Raw genomic sequence first — 19,519 nt, forward strand, 5'->3', positions numbered from 1 at the left:
TTCGCATCGCGGCGGCGTTCTGCGCCGCCGTTATTGCGGACGAACGAAACCGACGCACAGCGTTTGCTCATCGGCCTGCGGATCGGCGCGGAAGGTCAGCGTCTGCTGCCAGTCGAGGCGCAGTTTCGACCAGTGGGCCAGCTCCCCGCCGAAATCGCTATGCGCGCAGTCTTCACCCAACCGCCCGAACAGGGCGACGCCGTGCTGCGCAATCTGCGGATAGCTGATGTTGACGTTGTAGATATTCGGCCGCGTATGATTGGACCAGCGCGTAATGGTCTGCGGCCGGGAACCGGCGTACACCGTCATCCACTGCGACAGGTATTCGCCGCCGACGTAGCGTAGGTCGACGCCATACCGCTCCTGCCACAGCCGCTCCACCCCGGCGCTGAACGCCTTGATACCCACCATCTTCTGGCCGGCGTTGCGCACGTTGCCCAGCATCACCGCGGCATACCCCAGATAGACCGCCAGCGCTGCGCACATCAGCCCGAGGGTCGCCGCGCGCAGCGAACGCACCGGCGGCTGACGCACGCAACCGACCAGCAGCGCGGGCGCCAGCATGAAGAACGGCTGCAGCCATTCGGTCAGCCGGCCGCCGACGTTGAAAGAGAACCAGAAGGTAATGATGCCGAGCGGCAACAGGTAGACCCACAGCAACACCCGCATCGGCAAGGCCGATGGCCAGGCCAGCACCGCCCCGCTGCGCCGCAGGATCCCCCACAGCACCAGCGACGGATAAAACACCAGCAGCAGCGACTGCAGCATGTCGAGATTGAGCTGCATCTTGATCTGCGAATCCACCCACTTAAAGGCGGCAAAGTCGTGGTTCCACAGCCAGAACACGTTCGGCAGCACCAGCGCCAACCAGATCGCCACCGCCAGATAGAACTGCGGCTGGCGGTAGCAGCGGCGGATCTGCGGTACGAACAGCGTCGACAGCGCCGCGAAATAGACGAAGGCGAAGGTCGAGTACTTCGCCATCATCGCCAGCCCGGCGGCCAATGCGAAGGCCGGCCACCAGTTGGCCGAACGCGAGATCGCCAGGTGGAAGAACAGCGCCATCCACGGCCACAGCATCACCAACAGGTAGTTGTCGTTGTAGGGAATGATGTCGAAATTGATGATGCCGGACAGGTTGAGCGTCAGCAGCGCCATCCAGGCCAGCGAGGTGCTGCCGCTCAGGCGGCGCGCCAATAGCCAGACGCCCAACATGCCGATGGCGATGGCGATGAAGTGGCCGCCGTACCAGTAAACGTTCAGCGGCAGCCACGAGAGCCAGATCGCAGGCTGCATCGCCGCACCGACCAACCAAGGATTTTTCGGTGAGCCCCACTCGCCGTTGAGGCCCCAATTGAGCGCCTCAACGGCGTCGTAAGGCAGGGTAGGATCGAGATGAACGGTCAGCAGCGTCCAGGCTGCGGCATAGCAGACCAACCAGAGAGCGAGTAAGCGATAAGACATGACTTCTTCTGAGCGTTATTGTAAAGAAAATCTCAACTTAGTCGCTGTCGAATGAACCATGTTTAAACAAGCCGTTAAATGTGCGCCCGGGCGGCCGTTTCTGCCGCCGCGATCGCACATTACGCTAATTTCCCTCAGCCTGCGGCGTGGCGATGGGCGGGTGCATTCGCCAGCCGGCCGGCGTCCGCCGCCAGCAGCTGTTGCACCAGCTCGACGCAGCGCAGGAAGCGCTCTTCGTAATCGCTGGACTCAACGTGCACGTACTCGATGTTGTTGGCGCGCAGCATCTCCTCCAGCAGGCGCTGGAACGCCAGGCGATCGGCGCTGCTGCCGAGGCTGCGCAGGCCGTCCGCCACCCACGGCGTGTTGTTTTCCAGCAGGATCACCAGATCGAAACGGTATTCGTCGATCAGCGCCTGCACGAAGGGGTGTTCACGCCCTTCGTATTTTTTGCAAAACGCCTGCGTAGTCACGAAATCGGTATCGATAAACGCCACCTTGTTGGCATATTTGACTGCGAAGTCCACGTATTGCGCCTGCCCGAGGGCAATTTTGTCGTAGTCGGAGTACTGCAGCGCCATCTCGTCGCCGCCCAGGTGCGAAAACACGTAATCGCGGCCATATTCCCAGGCGCTGGTGGTGTTGAAGATGTTGGCCAGCTTGTTGACCAGCGTCGACTTGCCGCTCGACTCACCGCCGAGGATCGCCACGGTGCGCACAAAGAACGGCTTCACCTCGGTCGGGATGTAATCCCAATAGCGGAACGGATCCTGACGGATCTGATTGCCGCTGATGTTCATGAACGACCGCTCGGGATCGACCAAAATGGTTTCGATGCCCAGATGCTCGCGGTAGCGCGGCGCATCCTGCGCTTCGCTGGAATAGATGAAGCTCGGCACGATGCCCTTCTGTTCCATAAAGGCCTTCATGCCGTCGCTCCACACGTTCCAGCCGTGCGGGTACGGTTCGATGCCCTGCTCGTCGAACGAGTGGATATGGATGTTTTTCTGGTACTTGAAGGTCTGCAGCAGCCAGCGCAGGCGATCGCTGACCGTCGGCTGTTGCGACATCGAACTGTTCTCGAACAGCTCGCGGTCGCGCGGTTCGTCGTGGCACAAAATAACGTGCAACTCGTCCACCTGGCTGCAGGCGCGCTGGATCAGATAGATGTGGCCGGTGTGCAGCGGGTAAAATTTACCAAACACTACGCCGACTTTAACCTCTTTGCGCGGGAACTCCAGCCCGAGAAAACGGTGCAGCGCCTCGAGCTTTTGCGCGCTCGGGCTTTTGATTTTGTCGTTCAACAGCTGGCTCAGATAGCCCTTGGTCATGCCGCTGGCATCCGCCACCTGCTGCAGAGTACAACCCTTTTGCTTGATGGACGTCTTCAGGTAATCAAATTGCGGCATGGCCACCTCCGTTTAATATGCTAAACAAAATAGCATATCTTGCTCGCCGTCAGCGACATTAATAAAACTCTTCCAGCACGTCCAGCGCGTCCGCCAGCTTCTTGACCCCGAACACCTGCATGTTGGCCGGCGGCTTCTTCGGCATATTGCCGTGCGGCACGATGGCGCGCTTGAAGCCGTGCTTGGCCGCTTCGGAGATGCGCTCCTGGCCGCTCGGCACCGGGCGGATCTCCCCCGCCAGCCCCACTTCGCCGAACACCACCAGATCGTTCGGCAGCGGCCGATCGCGCAGGCTCGAGACCAGCGACATCAGCAGCGCCAGATCGGCGCTGGTCTCGCTGACCTTCACCCCGCCGACCACGTTGACGAACACGTCCTGATCCGACATCTGCAGCCCGCCGTGCCGGTGCAGCACCGCCAGCAGGATCGCCAACCGGTTCTGCTCCAGGCCCACCGCCACGCGGCGCGGGTTGGACATCATCGAGTGATCCACCAGCGCCTGGATCTCCACCAGCAGCGGCCGGGTGCCTTCCCACACCACCATCACCGAGCTGCCGGAAGTGACTTCATCGCCGCGGCTAAGGAAGATCGCCGAAGGGTTGCTGACTTCGCGCAGCCCCTGTTCGGTCATGGCGAACACGCCCAGCTCGTTGACCGCGCCGAAGCGGTTCTTGTGGCTGCGCAGGGTACGGAAGCGGGAATCGGCGTCGCCGTCCAGCAGCACCGAACAGTCAATGCAGTGTTCCAGCACTTTTGGCCCGGCCAGCGAGCCATCTTTAGTGACGTGCCCGACCATCACGATCGCCACGCCGCGCGTCTTGGCGAAGCGCGTCAGATAGGCGGCGGTTTCCCGCACCTGCGCCACGCTGCCCGGCGAAGACTGAATGTCCGCCATGTGCATCACCTGAATTGAGTCGATCACCATCAGCTTCGGCTGCTCCTGCTCAGCGATCAGGCAGATCTGCTCGATGCTGGTTTCCGACAGCATGTTCAGGCCGCCGGTCGGCAGCCCCAGACGGTGAGCACGCATCGCCACCTGCTGCAGCGATTCCTCGCCGGTGACGTACAGGGTTTTCATCTGTTCGGACAGTTTGCACAACACCTGCAGCAACAGGGTACTTTTGCCGGCGCCGGGGTTGCCGCCGATCAGAATGGCGCTGCCGGGCACCACGCCGCCGCCCAGCACGCGGTCGAACTCGAGAAAGCCGGTGGTGAAGCGAGGCAGTGCCTCCAGGCTGATTTCCGACAGCTTCTGCACCTTGCTGACGCCGGCGTCGCCGGCATAGCCGCTGAGGCGATCGTTGCGCGCCGCTGCGGGCGACGCGGCCAAACGCACTTCCGTGATGGTGTTCCAGGCATGGCAGGCGCTGCACTGCCCCTGCCAACGCGGATAGTCCGCCCCGCACTCATTGCACACAAATGCCCGTTTTGCCGCTTTTGCCACGTCTTACCTCAATCTTTCGTTATCGCACTTCGTGTTTCAGGCTGCCGGTGAGAATACACAGCACGCCCATCAGATCCGCATGCCGGATCGCCACCTGCGCTTTTTCATACACTTTCGGCTTGGCGTGGTAGGCGATGCCCAACCCCGCCGCCTGCATCATTTTCAAATCGTTGGCGCCGTCGCCGATGGCCACGGTCTGCGTCAGCGGGATCTCCAGCTTTTCCGCCAGCCGCAGCAGCGTATCGGCTTTGAACTGTGCGTCCACCACTGGCCCCAGCACTTCGCCGGTCAGCTTGCCGTCGCGGATCTCCAGCTCGTTGGCCGCCGCCGCCACCAGCCGCAGCCGGTTGCGCAGGTATTCGGCGTAGTAGGTGAAACCGCCGGAGGCGATCGCCACATGCCAGCCCATCGCCTGCAGCTTACCCACCAGGCTGGTCAGCCCCGGCATCAACGGCAGTTCGTCGCGCACCTGCTTGAGGATATTGGCGTCAGCCCCTTTCAGCGTGCCGACGCGCTGGCGCAGGCTGGCGGTAAAATCCAGTTCGCCGCGCATCGCGCGTTCGGTGACTTCCGCCACCTGCTCGCCGACGCCCGCCAGCTTGGCGATCTCATCGATGCACTCGATCTCGATCGCCGTCGAATCCATATCCATCACCAGCAGCCCCGGCGTGCGCAGGTGCGGGATTTTGCCGAGCGGCGCCACATCCAGCCCGCTCTCCGCCGCCAGCAGCTTGGCGCGCGGCGTCAAGGTTCCCGCCAGCCGCACCACCTGATAATCGTCCACGCCCCAGGCGGTGACGATCACCATCGCCGCGCCCAGCTTGCGTTGGAATTGGGTAATGCGCGCCTTGTCCAGCTTTCTGCCATATAACAGCCACCCGGTATTACCCGCCCGGTAGTCCAGCGGCATCACTTCGTCGCCGCTGAGCGAAAGGGGAAGACCCGGCCATTGAGAGATCTCCGCCGGAAGATCGCAATAGGTCAGACTGTTTGACATCATTGACTCCTGAATGGACAAAAACGCTGCATGATAAAACGACGCATCAAGCTATCCTATCGCCAGCGGTTCTGGCAACATAAAGTGTCCCCGATGCCCAAGGAACCTGCATGGCTCGCGCTAAACTGAAATTTCGCCTGCACCGCACCGCTATTATCCTGATTTGCCTGGCTTTGCTGGTGCTGCTGATGCAGGGCGCCTCTTATTTTAGCCTGAGTCACCAAATGGCGCGATCCGAGCAGGTGGAAGAGCTGGCGCAGACGCTGACCAAACAGGTCGCCTACAGCCTGGCGCCGCTGCTGGACGACGACGGCAACACCCCGCGCATCGACGCCATCCTCAAGCAGCTCACCGATCACAGCCGCATTCTCGACGTCAGCGTGTATCAGCAGGATGGCACGCTGGTCTCCCACGCCGGGGAACAGATAAGTATACGCGATCGCCTGTCGCTCGACGGCAAGCGCGCCGGCAGCTATTTCAACCACCAGTTGGTCGAATCCATTCAGGGCAAAGACGGCCCGATCGGCTTTATCCGCATCACCCTCGACACCCACGTGCTGGCGACCGAATCCAAGCAGGTGGACAACACCACCAACCTGCTGCGCCTGATGATCCTGCTGGCGCTGGCGATCGGCATCATTCTGGCGCGCACCCTGCTGCAACACCGCCGCAGCCGCTGGCAGCAGTCGCCGTACCTGTTGACCGCCAACACGCCGTTGGCAGAAGGCAATACGGTGGAAGACGACGAAGAGGATGCGCCGGAGACAAAGCAGGAAGCGCCGAAGAAGGAATAACTCAGGCCAGGCGTTGAATGCGTTCGTGCCGTTTTCTTGTCCTTTCGGTGAATAGATTGTCCGTAACAACGGGATCCACAACCAATTGAAAGGTAAAGCGTTAGCCAAAAATGGCCGTGCGGAATGAATAGATTGACAGGCGGGCGCCATGACGACGCCCGCCGCGGTATTACGCTTTGTCGCCCAGCAGCACGGATTCCAGCGCGATAACGATCATTTCGTTAAAGGTGGTCTGGCGTTCCGCCGCCGTGGTCGCTTCGTGACGCAGGATGTGGTCGGACACGGTGCAAATGGTCAGTGCCTTACAGCCGAACTCTTCGTACAGCTCCGCCGCCACGCCGTAGATGCCGGCCGCTTCCATTTCCACGCCCAGGATGCCGTACTTCTTCATCACCTGGAACATGTCCGGATCCGGGGTGTAGAACAGGTCGGCGGAGAAGATGTTGCCCACGCGCGCCGGGATGCCCTGCGCCGCCGCCGCGTCGACCGCGTTGCGCACCATGTCGAAGTCGGCGATCGCCGCGTAGTCGTTGTCCTTGAAGCGCAGACGGTTCACCTTGGAGTCGGTGCACGCGCCCATGCCGATCACCACGTCGCGCAGTTTGATATCGTCACGCACCGCGCCGCAGGAACCGACGCGAATGATCTTCTTCACGCCGAATTCGGCGATCAGCTCGCGCGCATAGATGGAGCAGGACGGGATGCCCATACCGTGGCCCATCACGGAGATGCGGCGGCCTTTGTAGGTGCCGGTGAAGCCCAACATGCCGCGCACGTTGTTCACTTCCACCGCGCCTTCCAGGAAGGTTTCGGCGATGTATTTTGCGCGCAGCGGGTCGCCCGGCATCAGTACTACGTCAGCGAAATCACCCATCTCAGCATTAATGTGCGGCGTAGCCATAATTTTCTTCCTTTAGAAATCTTATTTAATAAAAACGTCAAACATCTAAGCCTTGAATGTCGAGTTGCAGCCAGGCAGCTAGCGGGTGAATCCCCAGGAGCTTACTTGAGTAAGCGACTGGGGTTCACGCGTGAAGCTAACAACGCTACGGCTTGAAAGACAGGGCTTAGAACAGGGTCTTACCGTAATCCATCGGCGACAGGCCAAAGTAATTGGCGACGGTCTGGCCGATGTCGGCGAAGGTCTCGCGGTGGCCCAGCGAGCCCGGTTTCACTTTCGGGCCGTAAACCAGCACCGGGATGTGCTCGCGGGTGTGGTCGGTGCCCGGCCAGGTTGGGTCGCAGCCGTGGTCGGCGGTGAAGATGATGATGTCTTCGTCTTTCACCAGCTTCAGCAGCTCCGGCAGGCGGCGGTCGAACAGCTCCAGCGCGGCGGCGTAGCCCGCCACGTCGCGGCGGTGGCCGTAAGAGGAGTCGAAGTCCACGAAGTTGGTGAACACAATGGTGTTATCGCCGGCCTTTTCCATTTCAATCAGGGTCGCGTCAAACAGCGCATCGATGCCGGTCGCCTTCACCTTCTTGGTGATGCCAACGTTGGCGTAGATGTCGGCGATTTTACCGATCGACACCACTTCGCCGCCCTTCTCGTCCACCAGCTTTTTCAGCACGGTCGGCGCCGGCGGCTCTACCGCCAGATCGTGACGGTTGCCGGTGCGCTGGAAGTGGCCCGGCTTATCGCCGACGAACGGACGCGCGATCACGCGACCGATGTTGTAACCGCCTTCGGTCAGCTCTTCACGCGCAATTTCGCACAGCTCATACAGACGATCCAGGCCGAAGGTTTCTTCATGGCAGGCGATCTGGAACACCGAGTCAGCGGAGGTGTAGAAAATCGGCTTGCCGGTTTTCATGTGCTCTTCGCCCAGTTGATCGAGGATCACGGTGCCGGATGAGTGGCAGTTGCCCAGGTAGCCCGGCAGCTTGGCGCGTTCGACCAGTTTGTCCAGCAGCGCCTGCGGGAAGCTGTTGTGCTCGTCCTTGAAGTAACCCCAGTCGAACAGCACCGGCACGCCGGCGATTTCCCAGTGGCCCGACGGCGTGTCTTTACCGGAAGAGAGTTCGCTGGCGTAAGCGTAAGCACCGATGATATCGGCGTTGCGATCCAGCCCCTGCGGGAAGTTGCCGGTGGACTCTTCCGCCGCTTTGCCAAGGCCCAGACGGCTCAGGTTAGGCAGCGTCAGAGGGCCCTGGCGGCCCACGTTGGCCTCACCACGCGCGCAAACTTCGGCAATATGGCCCAGGGTGTCAGAACCCCGATCGCCAAAACGTTCGGCGTCTTCGCTGGCACCGATACCGAAGGAGTCCAATACCATAATAAATGTACGTTTCATCTGTGCTCTCCTGCGTGTTCTCACGCTTTGGACGGCCGCGAAAAAGCCGCGGTCGTTCCTGATTCTTGGGTTATTCCGTGATGCGCTTATACACCACCGGCGTCGCTTCCGGCGCCTTGTCGCTCAGCGTCATTGCGCTGCGCACCGCATCGGCCGCCAGCTGCCAGCTCTCTTCATCGTTGGCGTGGATCATCGCCAGCGGTTGCTGGGTATCCACCTTATCGCCCAGGCGCGCCACCTCGGTCAGGCCAACGCTGTAGTCGATGGCGTCGCTTGCCCGGCGACGGCCGCCGCCCAGCGACACCACCGCCATACCCAGCGCACGGGTATCCATGGCGCTGATGATGCCCGGCTTTTCAGCATACACCGGCTTGCTCAGCGTTGCCGCCGGCAGATAGCTATCATAACGTTCGACGAAGTCTATCGGCCCTTGCTGCGCCGCCACCATGCGGCCAAACACCTCAGCCGCTTTGCCGTTGTCCAGCACCGCCTGCAGTTTGGCGCGCGCATCGGCCTCGTCTTGCGCCAGGCCGCCGGACAGCAGCATCTCCACGCACAGCGCCAGCGTCACTTCCAGCAGGCGCGGGTTGCGGTATTCGCCGGTCAGGAAGCGCACCGCTTCGCGCACTTCCACCGCGTTGCCGGCGCTGGAAGCCAGCACCTGGTTCATGTCGGTCAGCAGCGCGGTGGTCTTGCAGCCCGCGCCGTTGGCCACGCCGACGATCGCCTGCGCCAAATCTTGCGACAGGGCATAGGTCGGCATAAAGGCGCCCGAGCCCACCTTCACGTCCATCACCAGCGCATCCAGCCCTTCCGCCAGCTTCTTGGCCAGAATGGAGGCGGTGATCAGCGGGATCGAATCCACGGTGGCGGTGATATCGCGGGTGGCGTAGAAACGTTTGTCCGCCGGCGCCAGCGAGCTGGTCTGGCCGATGATCGCCACGCCGACGTCCTGAATAATTTTGCGAAAGGCGTTATCGTCCGGGAAAATATTGAAGCCCGGAATGGCTTCCAGCTTGTCCAGCGTGCCGCCGGTATGCCCCAGGCCGCGGCCGGAGATCATCGGCACATAGCCGCCGCAGGCCGCCACCATCGGGCCGAGCATCAGCGAGGTCACGTCGCCCACGCCGCCGGTCGAATGCTTGTCGACGATAGGGCCGTTCAGCGCCAGGCTCTTCCAGTCCAGCACGGTGCCGGAATCGCGCATCGCCATGGTGAGCGCCACGCGCTCCGGCATGCTCATGTCATGGAAATAAATGGTCATCGCCAGCGCGGCGATCTGCCCTTCCGACACCACGTTGTCGCGAATGCCGTTGATGAAGAAGCGGATTTCCGCTTCGCTTAACGGCTGGCCGTCGCGTTTCTTACGAATAATTTCTTGAGCCAGGAACAAGGCATCCCCCTGTGTCGCCGAGAGTCGGTGCAGACGGGCGCGCCTGGCGCCCGCCAACGAAATCGATCAGTAACCGCCGCCGGCGGTCTGGGTCTGGTGGCCCAGCGCAGTCAGCAAGCTGGCCAGCAGGCTGGAAGCGCCAAAGCGGAAATGCCGCGCGTCGGCCCACCCCTCGCCCAGAATACGATCGGCAAGTTGCAGATAATGCAGCGCGTCTTCCGCGGTGCGCACGCCGCCGGCCGGCTTGAAGCCCACGGTCTTCGCCACGCCCATATCGCGGATCACCGACATCATCAGCTCGGCGCTCTCCAGGGTGGCGTTGACCGACACCTTGCCGGTGGAGGTCTTGATAAAGTCAGCCCCGGCCTTGATGGCGATCTCGGACGCCTTGCGGATCAGATCGGCCTGCTTCAGCTCACCGGTTTCGACGATCACTTTCAGCAGCACGTTGGCCGCCTGGCATGCCTGCTTGCACTGTTTCACCAGCTCGAAGCCGACCTGTTCGTTGCCGGCGATCAGCGCGCGGTAAGGGAACACCACGTCCACTTCATCCGCGCCATAGGCGATGGCCGCGCGGGTTTCCGCCAGCGCGATGTCGATATCGTCGTTGCCATGCGGGAAGTTGGTCACGGTGGCGATACGGATGTCCGGCGTGCCTTGCTCGCGCAGCGCCTTACGCGCCACCGGGATAAAACGCGGGTAGATGCAGATGGCCGCCGTGTGGCCGGCCGGGCTGTTGGCCTGACGACAGAGGGCGATCACTTTCTCGTCGGTGTCATCATCATTCAGCGTGGTTAAATCCATCAAGTTCAGCGCACGTTGCGCTGCTGCGGTTAATTCGGTCATAAAACTCTCCAACTGAGTACCTGGGTGTTGGCGAGCGGACTTGGTTCCATGAAGATAGCGCAGGGGAACGGCGTTCCCGCGGCGGCAACTGAGATCCTTCTCACCGCACATGGCCACCCGCCTTGCGGCCGGCCAGTAATAGCTATTTGAACACGAATGCCGAGGGCGATTCGCGTTCATCGTCACACTATATGAAATAGCACTGTAACAGACCGGAATTATATGTGAAGAACATCACAAAATAACGCGATATCGTTCACAAATTCGCTAAAGAAGCGGCTGAAGATCGCGGGTGCGGCGAACACCCGCGTTGCTTAGAGTATAGGCGGAGTCCCGCGATCGGTCGCGCCGGCGCGGGCTCAGCGAGGGCTTACAGCGCCAGGAAGAAGCCGGCGATGGTGGCGCTCATCAGGTTGGACAGCGTGCCCGCCGCCACGGCCTTCAGACCGAAACGCGCGATGTCATGGCGACGGTTGGGTGCCATGCTGCCCAAACCGCCCAGCAGGATCGCCACCGAGGAGAGGTTGGCGAAACCGCACAGCGCAAAGGAGATGATCGCCTTGGTGTGCGTTGACAGCACCTGCAGGCCTTCCGCCGCCACCACATCGTCCGGGCGCAGATAGGCGCCGAAGTTCATATAGGCGACAAACTCGTTGACGATGATCTTCTGGCCGATAAACGAACCGGCGGTCATCGCTTCACTCCACGGCACGCCAATCAGGAAGGCGATCGGTGAGAACACCCAGCCGAGGATCAGCTCGAGCGACAGCTGCGGGTAATCGAACCAACCGCCGATGCCGCCGAGAATGCCGTTGAGCAAGGCGATCAGCGCGATAAACGCCAGCAGCATCGCGCCGACGTTCAGCGCCAGCTGCATGCCGGAAGCCGCGCCGGAAGCCGCCGCGTCGATCACGTTGGCAGGACGATCCTCTTCGGCGATCAGCTTCATCGCATCGTCTTTATCGTGGGTCTGCTCGGTTTCCGGCACCATCAGCTTGGCAAACAGCAGCCCGCCCGGCGCGGCCATGAAGGACGCGGCGATCAGGTATTCCAGCGGCACGCCCATCTGCGCGTATCCCGCCAGCACCGAACCGGCCACCGAAGCCAGGCCGCCGCACATCACGGCGAACAGTTCTGACTGGCTCATGGTGGCGATATACGGGCGCACCACCAGCGGCGCTTCGGTCTGGCCGACGAAAATGTTGGCGGTCGCCGACAGCGATTCGGTGCGCGAGGTGCCCAGCAGCTTGTGCAGGCCGCCGCCCAGCACGCGGATCACCAACTGCATGATGCCGAGGTAGTACAGCACCGCAATCAGCGAGGAGAAGAACACGATCACCGGCAGGACGCGCAGCGCGAACACGAAGCCGCCGCCGCCGAACACTTCGAACATCTTGTCGGACACCAGCCCGCCGAAGATGAACGAAATGCCCTGATTGCCGTAAGCGATAACGTTTGCCACGCCGTTAGACATACTGCCGAGGATGCTGCGGCCCAGCGGCACGTACAGCACCAGCGCGCCGATACCGACCTGAATGATGAACGCCCACACCACGGTGCGCAGTTTGATGGCCCGACGGTTGCTGGAGAGCAGCACCGCAATGGCGATCAGCACCGCCATCCCGACCAGACTCATGATGAGTTGCATGCAAAGTTTCCCTGTTGCAAAAAATAAAATACATCCCTGCTCATGAAGAGAGGTCTGCTATTGGAGTGTTTCGGGGGGGATTATACTGAGCGAGGTCACCCTCGCACCGATTTATGTCACAAATGTATACAACGAGACGCAAATGAAAATCTTATAACGTGACGCAAGTCACGTTATACAGACCTCAATTCGGCATGGCGAACAGCGCTTGGGTATTGCGTTGCAGGTGGGCGGCTATCTCGTCGGCCGGTTCCGGCCGCAGTTCGCACAGCGCGTGAAACACCTCGGCGGCGCGCTCGGGGCGGTTCGGCTGCCCCTGATAGCCGGCCAGCGGCATGTCCGGCGCATCGGTCTCCAGCAGAAGCGCCTCAAGCGGCAGCTGCGCCATCACGGCGCGCGTTTTCTGCGCCCGCTCATAGGTGATGGTGCCGCCCACGCCAATGTAATAGCCGAGGCGGATAAACGCCTGCGCCTGCGACAGGCTGCCGGCAAAGCCGTGCACCACGCCGCGGCGCGGCAGCTGCATGCGCCGCAGCGCGGCGGCCAGCTGGTCGTGGGTGCGGCGCGAATGCAGGATCACCGGCAGGTCATGCTGTTTCGCCAGCTTCAGTTGGGCCAGCAGCACGCTTTGCTGCCGCTCGAACTGTGGGTTATCCATATACAGATCGAGCCCGATCTCCCCCACCGCCACCAGCTTGTGCGGCCGTTCGGCCAGCAGCGCCGCCAACTGTTCCAACTGCGGCTCATGATGCTGCGCGATATACAGCGGGTGCAGCCCCAGTGCGGCGAACAGCGGCGCATGCTCCTGCGCCAGCCGCAACACCCGCGCGAAGCGATCGGCGGTGACCGTCGGGACGATGATGCGCTTTACGCCGGCGCTTGCCGCCCGCGCCAGGCTCTCGGCCTCATGCCCGGTAAAGGGCGGGAAATCGAAATGGCAGTGGGTGTCAGTAAAGGCGTAACTCACAGCGCGCCCCCTTCACCCGGCGGCAGATCGCCCGGCAGGATGATTTTCGGCGCCGCCACCGCGGCCTCCGGCTGCGCCGCCCGCTCGGTGGGCATGGCGATGTCGGTCACGATCGGCGAAGGCATTCTGACGTTCTCCGGCTGGATCAGGCGGCGCGACAACGCTTTTCGCACCTTCATGCCGTCGGGCTCCTGCTGCGCCATCCACTGGCCGACGGTGGCCAGGAAGTAGCGGCCGCAGCGGCGCCCCAGGTGATAATCCTGATTGAGCGCCCCCAATCGGCTGCCCAGCGCATTGCTGGCCAGCGGCTTCGGCGGGAAGATCTCGAAGATGCGCAGCTTGCCCGGCGGCTTTTCGATAAAGCGCTGGATGCGGTGATAGCTTTGCTCGTGATGCTGCAGGATGCGCACCATCTGCTGCAGGCTGCTGTCGCTCAGCCAATGCTCCATGCGCTTCATCCACTGCGGGGTGTAGTACATTTGCGAAGGCACGGTGCGGATCACCACGATGGTGTCGGCGCCACGGCGATAGGCCTCTTCCACCGGGATCGCATCGCTGATGCCGCCGTCCTGATAGCTGACGCCGTCCAGCTCCACGCCCTGACGGTAGAAGCCGGGAATGGCGCTGGACGCCTTGATGGCCGGCAGCCAGCGTTCGCGCTGCGCCGGCAGATAGGTCGGCTCGAAATCGTCGCTGCGGCAGGCGCACAGCAGGAATTCGCGCCCGTCGGTAAAATGCTGTTCCGCCACGTCCATCGCCAGCGGCATCTGCGCCGCCGCCGTATCAACCAGCCAATCGAGATCGATCAGATGCCCGCCGCGCACGAAGCGCAGCGGATTGAAGAACTGTGCCGAAGTGGTGTAACGGGTGATCACCCGGCGCGCGTAGCCCATCTGCCCGCAGATATAGGCAGACAGATTCTGAGCGCCGGCCGATGTGCCGATCAGCAGATCGAAAGGGTTAAAGCCCGCGCGCTGAAACTCGTCCAGCACGCCGGCGGTGAAAATGCCGCGCTGGCCGCCGCCTTCGCAGACCAGCGCCATTTTGCCTGGCCGAAAGGGTTTAGACGCCAGCGGTTCTATATTGCCGAGCGTGATGGGTATTCTGTATCCCAACTTGGCATCCTCAGTGAGACGTTTTCTCCGAGGATACCGCGTCTCGCTCTCTTCCGTAATCCTCTTGCAGTACGCCGGCGAGGAAATCGTTGCTGCCGGCCAGCCAGGCGCAATCGCTGCCGGACCATTCGGCCCACGCCTGCCATACCTGGCCTTTCAGCTGTTTCCAGCGCCCGACGATGATGTCGCTGTTCATGTCCGGCCCTCCCCGACGTGAGAAAAGGAGTTAAGCTTTGTTACAGTTTACGGGAAAATGCCGGCCGGCTAAGGGCGCCGGCGGCCGGTGAACAGGCTGACCAGGAACAGGATGATGCCGACGACGAACACGATTTTAGCCGCCCAGGCGGCGGTGCCCGCCAGCGAACCGAACCCCAGTGCCGCAGCGATAAGCGCGATAACTAAAAAGATAATGCCCCAACGAAACATAAGCTTCTCCTTACCATTGTGAAAAAATTCGCTGCCGTCTACCGCCCCGACAACGGGACATCGACGGCAAATCAGTTTCTTTTTTTGGTGGTACACGTCGGGCCGCCTTGACGGCCCGACAGATGCGGCTTGTTGTTACTTGTTACGGGCGCCTGGCGGGATTACTGCTTAACCACCAGGTCGTTTTTCACGCTTTTCACGCCATCGATAGCCTTGGCGATGCTTTCGGCACGCTCAGACTGCGCCTGCGTTTTCACTTCACCGGAAAGCTGCACCACGCCATCGGTGGTTTCCACTTTCACATTGCGCGACGGCACGATGTCATCGGCCAGCAGCTTGGCTTTCAGCTCACTGGTGGTGGCGGTGTCGCCGGCATACGATTTGATCGATTGATTGGCTTCATCTTTCACGTGCAGCTTGTCGCTAACGGTTTTGACGCCTTCCACCTTGCCGGCAACCGCAACTGCATGCTCCGCCTGCGCCTGGCTGCCGACAAACCCGCTCAGGATCACGGTGCCTTTTTCGGTTTTCACCGAAATGTCAGTGCTTTTGATGGTCTTATCGTCCACCAACGCACTTTTAACTTTAGCCGTTATCGCGCTGTCATCCATGTAACCGTCAACTTTTTTCATGGAGCTATCGATTTTGGCACCGGCACTGTCCGCGGCGTTAGACGCCTTGTTGAGCAGACTGTCTTCGGCTAGCGCAGTGCCGCTCACCAAAGCAGAACCCAAAACAACAGCCATCAGCGAGTGTGCAAATTTGGTCTTTTTCATCGATCTCTTCCTTTTGTTGGGGGCCCGCAGCGCCAGAGTGCCGGAACCCTTCAGCCACCTTCACGCGGCCTCTCGGTAAATACTTCATCATCGCTATACGATTAAGCGTTCACGATAGGAATATTGCAACAGCCGTGCCAACTCAGTAAACACCTTTAAAATCAAGCAAAAGAAGCGTTGAGCCGGATTTTTAATCAAAAAACTGTCGCCTATTGACGACAGACTAAGTGACACGAAACGGTAAAATAGCCATCTCATTGATATTTAAGGAAACAGACTGTCTCCTATCGGCAACACATCAGAATAACTCACCAAACAATCAGCGTATTGCAGTGATTTACTCTCAAGCAATGTGCGGACATCTCGTTAAAGATAGACCATGCGGCGGAAAACGCAGGCCAATCGCGTCTCGCCTTGGCGATGTCGATTCGCAGGATAAAATATGAGGAAGTTTTATTAATTAGCGGAGTGAGAATACGGGGAGCTGGCAGGGCGCACCGGGCGCCCTGCAGAGTTATCAGTGTTCGCGGGTTTTGCGGAAGGTCACGTCAGGATAGCGTTCCTGCGTCAGGTTGAGGTTCACCATGGTCGGCGCGATGTAGGACAGGTTGTCCCCACCGTCCAGCGCCAGGTTGATCTCGTTCTTGCGCTTGAACTCTTCGAACTTCTTCACGTCGTCGCACTCGACCCAGCGTGCCGTCGACACGTTGACCGACTCATACAGCGCTTCCACGTTGTACTCGCTCTTCAAACGCGCCACGACCACGTCGAACTGCAGCACGCCGACCGCACCGACGATCAGATCGTTGTTGGCGATCGGGCGGAACACCTGCACCGCGCCCTCTTCGGACAGCTGCACCAACCCCTTCAACAGCTGTTTCTGCTTCAGCGGATCGCGCAGGCGAATGCGGCGGAACAGTTCCGGCGCGAAGTTCGGGATGCCGGTGAACTTCATGTCTTCGCCCTGGGTGAAGGTATCGCCGATCTGAATGGTGCCGTGGTTGTGCAGACCGATGATGTCGCCCGGGTAGGCTTCTTCCACGTGCGAACGGTCACCGGCCATAAAGGTCAGCGCGTCGGAGATCACCACGTCTTTGCCGGTGCGCACCTGGCGCAGCTTCATGCCTTTCTCGTAACGGCCGGACACCACGCGCATAAAGGCCACGCGGTCGCGGTGCTTCGGATCCATGTTGGCCTGGATCTTGAACACGAAACCGGTGAATTTCTCTTCCGCCGCCGTTACTTCACGGGTGTCGGTTTTACGCGGCATCGGCGCCGGCGCCCAGGCCACCAGGCCGTCCAGCATATGATCCACGCCGAAGTTGCCGAGTGCGGTACCGAAGAACACCGGCGTCAGCTCGCCGCTCAGGAAGGCCTCCTGATCGAACTCGTGGGAAGCGCCCTGCACCAGTTCCAACTCATCGCGCAGCTGCGCCGCCAGATCTTCGCCCACGGCGATATCCAGTTCCGGGTTGTTCAGGCCTTTGACGATGCGCACTTCCTGAATGGTGTGGCCTTTACCGGTCTGGTACAGGTAGGTTTCATCCTTGTACAGGTGGTAAACGCCTTTGAACAGCTTGCCGCAGCCGATCGGCCAGGTGATAGGCGAACAGGCGATCTTCAGTTCGCGCTCGACTTCGTCCATCACCTCCATCGGATCGCGGATGTCGCGGTCCAGCTTGTTCATGAAGGTCAGGATCGGCGTGTCGCGCAGACGGGTAACTTCCATCAGCTTGCGGGTACGATCCTCAACGCCCTTGGCGGCGTCGATCACCATCAGACAGCAGTCGACGGCGGTCAGGGTGCGATACGTATCTTCGGAGAAGTCTTCGTGCCCCGGGGTATCCAGCAGGTTGACCAGGCTGTCGCGATACGGGAACTGCATCACCGAGGTGGTGATCGAGATCCCACGCTGCTTTTCCATTTCCATCCAGTCGGATTTGGCGTGCTGGCTGGAGCCGCGGCCTTTTACCGTACCGGCGGTCTGGATCGCCTGTCCGAACAGCAGCACTTTTTCGGTAATGGTGGTTTTACCGGCATCGGGGTGCGAGATGATGGCGAAAGTTCTTCTTTTGGAGACTTCGCGGGCAAATTCACTAGGAGACATGGTTTTCAGGTTCTACGGTTAGTCCGCCCTGCGACATCATCAGAACGCGCCGATCGCGGCGCCGGGCAAAGCGGTGAATAAAAGATAACAGCCGGGCATTTTCGCCGATTTGCCAACCGGTGACAATCAATGGATCCGATTTCCCGCTAACGCAGGCGGAAATCGGGAGACAAAGCGGCCCAATGCCGGCGCAATACCGATTTGTGATCGTCCGCCATCGGCAGCTCTTCCAATAAGGCCGGCCACAAATTTCGCGCCTTGTCGATGGCATCCACCAGGTGCACCCGTATCGCAGACCAGGGAATATCGACCCGCTCAGCCCAGCGTTCGAAGGTTTGCATTGAGATCCTATCCCAGCGCTTTTCCTTCGCCATATTGAGCGCAGCCTCAGACTCACCAGGAATATAAGCCAACGTAGTGACGATGTCATAAGCGGGAGAAAGCCGAATATCAGTCTGGTTTGGATAGAACATGGACCAATTTTTTACGTGCGCATCGCCATTGGCGAGCAAAATATTCGCCAACAGACGGCGCGCCATTTGCTGCACATCCGCTAAAGATTCACTGCCATACTCATAGAGATAAGCCGCTATTTGATCGTAATTTTTGCCGCGGTATTTATCGTGCGCGTAAATCTCGAATATCTGGGCAAAATCTTCTGCATGCACTCGCCCGCTTTCGCTGCGGTCAAAACGACGGGTGGCATAAGCATAGGGTTCATCCGCCAAGCGAATATCAGGCAAGTGTTCAAGTCGTGTCAGTTCAACCAGCGCAATATCAGGAATATCCACGCCGATGGCTTGCGCCAAACGCATTGCCGTATATTCATTTTCAGGGAGATGACGATGAACCGTTGAAGGCGTTTTAATGATCCAGCTATCAGCGTCCACCTGAGAAGAAATGTTGAAGCGGCCCTCTTTGCGCACAGAGGAAAATTTCATTTGTACCCCTGCCAGAGAAAACTTTTGCGCCTCCATCCCAACATCAATTTGCACGGCTTCCAACTCGCCGCGCGACCTTAACGCCCAGGCGGGTATGTCACTGGCAGCCAACGGCCGTGCTTCAAGCGCTCCCGGCAAGTTTCCACCGGCCCAGGCAATTAAAGGAAACTCCTCATTCACATGGGCTTTCAACGACTGTGCCACCCAAGCGCGCAGTGCGCCTTCGGGTAACAAGTTGGATAAAACGGGCGGCAGACGCTGCGATGACTGTAAAACTTGCTCAAGATACCCCGCGTGCGCCTTCTGCCTGAGCGTAAACAAAGGACGAACACGCTCCGGCAAAGCGAGGTAGTGTGGATCAAACGTCAGGATGTTTCTGCCGCCGCTGTAATGCGCCAGCACGCCAACACGCACGCCATGCAATATCAAGGCTAATGCCTGTACCGATTCAACCTGTCGCAGCCCTTTCATCAGCTAGTCCTCGAGATCTTTCAGTTTTTTTTCAAAATCCTGCGGCTTACCGACTTCCGGTGCGCTACTCACTTCCTGTTGCAGCAGGCACTCCACATCACGGGCAGACTTTTTTGGCACGATGACATATTCCAAATTCATCGCCGCCAATATTCGTAGCAACGTGCTTACCCGCAGATCGCTCCCCGCTTCAATACGCTGATATTGCTGTTGGGTCATGCCAATCTTCATTAAAAAGTCTTTTTGACTCCAACCCAACTCACTGCGTTTTTCTTTCAGCAACGCTGATATTTCGGATAGTTTTCTCATCCGCGCCTCCAAACAACGCATTGATTGTCTCACCAGCAATAAACAACAAACTAGTTGTCGAGACAGTGAAAAACAACTTTTTTGATGTAAATTAATGAAGAAACAACTTTTTAGTTGTAAA

18 protein-coding genes are annotated in these 19,519 nt (G+C 59.9%); 1 reads left to right on the forward strand and 17 read right to left on the reverse strand.

Annotated elements, in window-relative coordinates; genetic code table 11:
* Positions 1-30: 30 nt before the first annotated feature.
* The 4 genes from ACJ8J4_RS15325 to serB form a co-directional block, all read right to left on the reverse strand.
* A complete protein-coding gene (locus ACJ8J4_RS15325) occupies positions 31-1,464 on the reverse strand; it encodes a glycosyltransferase family 39 protein (RefSeq protein ID WP_043136041.1) in 1,434 nt (477 codons plus the stop codon).
* A gap of 134 nt (positions 1,465-1,598) precedes the next feature.
* The gene (gene nadR, locus ACJ8J4_RS15330; RefSeq protein ID WP_025305219.1) at positions 1,599-2,873 is read right to left on the reverse strand and encodes a multifunctional transcriptional regulator/nicotinamide-nucleotide adenylyltransferase/ribosylnicotinamide kinase NadR; all 1,275 of its coding nucleotides are present in this window, start codon (positions 2,871-2,873) and stop codon (positions 1,599-1,601) included.
* A 58-nt stretch (positions 2,874-2,931) separates the two neighbouring features.
* Entirely contained in the window at positions 2,932-4,317 is a 1,386-nt protein-coding gene (gene radA / locus ACJ8J4_RS15335; protein ID WP_025159617.1) for a DNA repair protein RadA, read from the reverse strand.
* A 19-nt stretch (positions 4,318-4,336) separates the two neighbouring features.
* Complete coding sequence (gene serB, locus ACJ8J4_RS15340) at positions 4,337-5,314, reverse strand: phosphoserine phosphatase (protein WP_025305218.1); 978 nt, start codon at positions 5,312-5,314, stop codon at positions 4,337-4,339.
* Between the two features lie 110 nt (positions 5,315-5,424).
* Between serB and ACJ8J4_RS15345 the strand changes: the two genes are divergently transcribed.
* On the forward strand, positions 5,425-6,108 hold the full coding sequence (locus tag ACJ8J4_RS15345; RefSeq protein ID WP_025305217.1) for a YtjB family periplasmic protein: 684 nt from the start codon (positions 5,425-5,427) through the stop codon (positions 6,106-6,108).
* A gap of 169 nt (positions 6,109-6,277) precedes the next feature.
* Here ACJ8J4_RS15345 and deoD read toward each other — a convergent pair whose 3' ends face one another.
* The 13 genes from deoD to ACJ8J4_RS15410 all read right to left on the reverse strand — a co-directional run bounded on the left by deoD (position 6,278) and on the right by ACJ8J4_RS15410 (position 19,398).
* Positions 6,278-7,009 (reverse strand): purine-nucleoside phosphorylase, encoded by a 732-nt coding sequence (gene deoD, locus ACJ8J4_RS15350; RefSeq protein ID WP_004933059.1) that lies wholly within the window; start codon positions 7,007-7,009, stop codon positions 6,278-6,280.
* Between the two features lie 166 nt (positions 7,010-7,175).
* Positions 7,176-8,399: a phosphopentomutase gene (gene deoB, locus ACJ8J4_RS15355; protein WP_043136044.1), complete on the reverse strand. Its 1,224-nt coding sequence runs from the start codon at positions 8,397-8,399 to the stop codon at positions 7,176-7,178.
* Between the two features lie 70 nt (positions 8,400-8,469).
* A complete protein-coding gene (deoA, locus tag ACJ8J4_RS15360) occupies positions 8,470-9,792 on the reverse strand; it encodes a thymidine phosphorylase (protein WP_043136047.1) in 1,323 nt (440 codons plus the stop codon).
* 66 nt (positions 9,793-9,858) lie between these two features.
* The gene (deoC, locus tag ACJ8J4_RS15365; RefSeq protein WP_197836234.1) at positions 9,859-10,638 is read right to left on the reverse strand and encodes a deoxyribose-phosphate aldolase; all 780 of its coding nucleotides are present in this window, start codon (positions 10,636-10,638) and stop codon (positions 9,859-9,861) included.
* 370 nt (positions 10,639-11,008) lie between these two features.
* A complete protein-coding gene (locus ACJ8J4_RS15370) occupies positions 11,009-12,286 on the reverse strand; it encodes a NupC/NupG family nucleoside CNT transporter (protein WP_004933076.1) in 1,278 nt (425 codons plus the stop codon).
* Between the two features lie 184 nt (positions 12,287-12,470).
* Positions 12,471-13,253 carry a TatD family hydrolase gene (locus ACJ8J4_RS15375; protein ID WP_072626698.1) on the reverse strand — a complete coding sequence of 261 codons (783 nt, stop codon included), beginning with the start codon at positions 13,251-13,253 and terminating at the stop codon, positions 12,471-12,473.
* Positions 13,250-14,368, reverse strand: coding sequence for a patatin-like phospholipase family protein (locus ACJ8J4_RS15380; RefSeq protein ID WP_033651706.1), 1,119 nt, complete (start codon positions 14,366-14,368; stop codon positions 13,250-13,252). Before ACJ8J4_RS15380 ends, ACJ8J4_RS15375 begins: the two co-directional genes overlap by 4 nt.
* A gap of 10 nt (positions 14,369-14,378) precedes the next feature.
* Entirely contained in the window at positions 14,379-14,564 is a 186-nt protein-coding gene (locus ACJ8J4_RS15385) for a CsbD family protein (protein ID WP_025305210.1), read from the reverse strand.
* Positions 14,565-14,632: 68 nt separating this feature from the next.
* Complete coding sequence (locus tag ACJ8J4_RS15390) at positions 14,633-14,794, reverse strand: DUF1328 domain-containing protein (RefSeq protein WP_004857650.1); 162 nt, start codon at positions 14,792-14,794, stop codon at positions 14,633-14,635.
* A 161-nt stretch (positions 14,795-14,955) separates the two neighbouring features.
* Entirely contained in the window at positions 14,956-15,570 is a 615-nt protein-coding gene (osmY, locus tag ACJ8J4_RS15395) for a molecular chaperone OsmY (RefSeq protein WP_025305209.1), read from the reverse strand.
* Between the two features lie 517 nt (positions 15,571-16,087).
* On the reverse strand, positions 16,088-17,677 hold the full coding sequence (gene prfC / locus ACJ8J4_RS15400) for a peptide chain release factor 3 (protein ID WP_025305208.1): 1,590 nt from the start codon (positions 17,675-17,677) through the stop codon (positions 16,088-16,090).
* Between the two features lie 146 nt (positions 17,678-17,823).
* On the reverse strand, positions 17,824-19,089 hold the full coding sequence (locus tag ACJ8J4_RS15405) for a type II toxin-antitoxin system HipA family toxin (RefSeq protein WP_197836236.1): 1,266 nt from the start codon (positions 19,087-19,089) through the stop codon (positions 17,824-17,826).
* A 3-nt stretch (positions 19,090-19,092) separates the two neighbouring features.
* A complete protein-coding gene (locus ACJ8J4_RS15410) occupies positions 19,093-19,398 on the reverse strand; it encodes a helix-turn-helix domain-containing protein (protein WP_060434177.1) in 306 nt (101 codons plus the stop codon).
* Positions 19,399-19,519 lie beyond the last annotated feature (121 nt).

It is taken from the genome of Serratia sp. CY47280 (assembly GCF_052168655.1).
In the GTDB taxonomy this organism is placed as follows: Bacteria; Pseudomonadota; Gammaproteobacteria; order Enterobacterales; family Enterobacteriaceae; genus Serratia; species Serratia bockelmannii.

Bases quoted from the DNA above. Each gene is read 5' to 3' on its own strand.
- ACJ8J4_RS15325 (WP_043136041.1), bottom strand. From the start codon at position 1,464: ATGTCTTATCGCTTACTCGCTCTCTGGTTGGTCTGCTATGCCGCAGCC.
- nadR (WP_025305219.1), bottom strand. From the start codon at position 2,873: ATGCCGCAATTTGATTACCTGAAGACGTCCATCAAGCAAAAGGGTTGT.
- serB (WP_025305218.1), bottom strand. From the start codon at position 5,314: ATGTCAAACAGTCTGACCTATTGCGATCTTCCGGCGGAGATCTCTCAA.
- ACJ8J4_RS15345 (WP_025305217.1), top strand. From the start codon at position 5,425: ATGGCTCGCGCTAAACTGAAATTTCGCCTGCACCGCACCGCTATTATC.
- deoD (WP_004933059.1), bottom strand. From the start codon at position 7,009: ATGGCTACGCCGCACATTAATGCTGAGATGGGTGATTTCGCTGACGTA.
- deoB (WP_043136044.1), bottom strand. From the start codon at position 8,399: ATGAAACGTACATTTATTATGGTATTGGACTCCTTCGGTATCGGTGCC.
- deoC (WP_197836234.1), bottom strand. From the start codon at position 10,638: ATGACCGAATTAACCGCAGCAGCGCAACGTGCGCTGAACTTGATGGAT.
- ACJ8J4_RS15370 (WP_004933076.1), bottom strand. From the start codon at position 12,286: ATGCAACTCATCATGAGTCTGGTCGGGATGGCGGTGCTGATCGCCATT.
- ACJ8J4_RS15385 (WP_025305210.1), bottom strand. From the start codon at position 14,564: ATGAACAGCGACATCATCGTCGGGCGCTGGAAACAGCTGAAAGGCCAG.
- ACJ8J4_RS15390 (WP_004857650.1), bottom strand. From the start codon at position 14,794: ATGTTTCGTTGGGGCATTATCTTTTTAGTTATCGCGCTTATCGCTGCG.
- osmY (WP_025305209.1), bottom strand. From the start codon at position 15,570: ATGAAAAAGACCAAATTTGCACACTCGCTGATGGCTGTTGTTTTGGGT.
- prfC (WP_025305208.1), bottom strand. From the start codon at position 17,677: ATGTCTCCTAGTGAATTTGCCCGCGAAGTCTCCAAAAGAAGAACTTTC.
- ACJ8J4_RS15405 (WP_197836236.1), bottom strand. From the start codon at position 19,089: ATGAAAGGGCTGCGACAGGTTGAATCGGTACAGGCATTAGCCTTGATA.
- ACJ8J4_RS15410 (WP_060434177.1), bottom strand. From the start codon at position 19,398: ATGAGAAAACTATCCGAAATATCAGCGTTGCTGAAAGAAAAACGCAGT.